This window comes from Pseudomonas sp. 1121_17, assembly GCF_052850745.1.
On the sequence record NZ_VXCX01000027.1, the window covers coordinates 1 to 1,951 of the forward strand.

1 protein-coding gene and 1 pseudogene are annotated in these 1,951 nt (G+C 52.8%); both read right to left on the reverse strand.

Annotation, left to right across the window (positions count from 1 at the left end):
- Positions 1-105 precede the first annotated feature (105 nt).
- Positions 106-1,347: a DUF6708 domain-containing protein gene (locus FW789_RS24255; RefSeq protein WP_446432146.1), complete on the reverse strand. Its 1,242-nt coding sequence runs from the start codon at positions 1,345-1,347 to the stop codon at positions 106-108.
- Positions 1,347-1,951: pseudogene (locus tag FW789_RS24260) on the reverse strand (hypothetical protein); the annotation flags it as partial. The gene FW789_RS24255 and the pseudogene FW789_RS24260, both read right to left, overlap by 1 nt.

The window sequence follows — 1,951 nt, forward strand, 5'->3', positions numbered from 1 at the left end:
TGCAAAGCACAGACCGCTGGTGAGATCTTCCTGATCATAGAGATCAAGCGCTGCAAGCAGTCTGGGATGCTGCAGCCACATCAGGTGGTACCTGCGCAATTTGTTTCAACGCTCACTGTCATAGCGCTCAATTCCCTGATCGGGGGAGGGAGTTTGTGCCGAGGCGTTTGTCTCATTCCGGCTAGAAGCTCCGGCTGGCGATAACGCGGAATCGGCCTTGGGGCGACGGCGGGGGTTCCGTGGTTTTTTCGCCGGCCGCTGGCCCGGGCGGATGGCCCAAAGATGGGCGTTCTGACGCAGGCGTTCCTGGATATGAGGCGGCCTGTCGGCCAAAGTGGTTAGCGGCGGGATGGGTTTTCCGGGTAGCCCTGCTTCGCGGATGGTTTTTGGCCAGCGCGGTTTCCAGCACAGCAGCAGGCTTAGCCAGTGGCTTAGGCCGAGGATGAGAAAGGCGGGCGAGATAAGAACAAGGCCTAACTTGATGATCCGCGAAGAATGACGAAAGTAGTGGGTAAGCCCCTCGAACTGCGGAGTGAATGCCTGCCATGGCCAAGGGAAGTGTGAGGTAATTCGTGGGCGCGGGAGGCCGTCAGGGCCTGACTCCATAAAACGGCGGATGAATTCCCACTCGTCGTGCATTTCAGATGAGGTGTTGCACATCTTGCCGACGAAAGCGAACTCTGGGTGCAAAGTACCGGTTACGCTGACCGGCCAGTGGAGGCTTAATGGAATACCCATCCCTGCAGCATTGGATTTCAAGTTGATCCCGGAATAAATAACACCCTCCCAAGGCAAAGTGACAATACCTCCGCAATAACTTGGTCTATGAAGATGGACCTGCTGAGTCGTGCGATTGAATCTGATTAGCATGCGCCGGGAGGTGAAAATTTCGAGGCGGGTAAAGCGCAGGCCGTACTTCAAGTAAAGATACCCTCCTGCTAGCGTAAGAAAGCCTAACGCTATTATTAAAAGTACAGTACTCCAGTGCTGCTCTCCGGTGTTTTCCAATACGGCGTTAACGTGTTCAATGGAAAGTGTGACAAGGATGTACAAGAAACCTGAAAGCACCCGTACGACGGTAGCCGTCAGAATGGTGAGCAATCCTCTTTTGGCTTCCCACAGACCGCAGCGAAGCTCCAATACATGATTGCTACAGGCGAAGACTGGACCTCTTGTCCTAGGTGTAGTGCTTACACTTAATCGGGAAGCGATATGTTCTTCCGTGATATCGCTCTCGTAAGGAGCGTTTCGCGGTTTTTTATGTAGTTGATCACTCGCGCTGTCATTTCTTCTAGCGGCTGGAGTTTCCAGCATGCCCTGCCACGACAACCATTCAAGAAAATACATTACAGCACGCCTTGAATGGCGTTAAATAATTCCGAAAGCTCTTCGCCATTATTGCCGAACCTCTTCCCGTCGATTCGACTGAAGCAACTCTTGACGCACCATTTTTCTAATGCATCCTCATCTAAAATAAAAATCAGGACGCTTGCAGCTATCACAACAACCCCACCTATCCAGATCATTCTACCAAATAGGAGAGTGGCACCTTGATGAGAGGCTATGCGTGTAGATAGTCCGGAAAGATAATTAAAGAGGTCTGCAACTGATGACGCCTGCCGGGACATCGCCCGCCATCTAAAGTAGGCGCTGGCTTGAGCAAACGCCAATCCACCCTGCCCTGCTAGCATTGTGGAAGTCGCAAACACTCGGGCTATGTATGCGCTGGACAGCAGGTTTCTTCTCGAGCGGGGTAGAAACAGCTTGTCAGTTACCTGTAAAGCATCATCTATATCCCACCAAATACTCACGAGCCCGCCAGCGCTTGCCATAACCGCTCCCCAAAACCGGTAACGTCCCAAGCTGATCCTTGATCCACGCCCAATCGCGGAGCCGTTACCAAACTCGCCAAACACCTTCTCTGTCCCCACCGCCAACAACTCCATCCCCG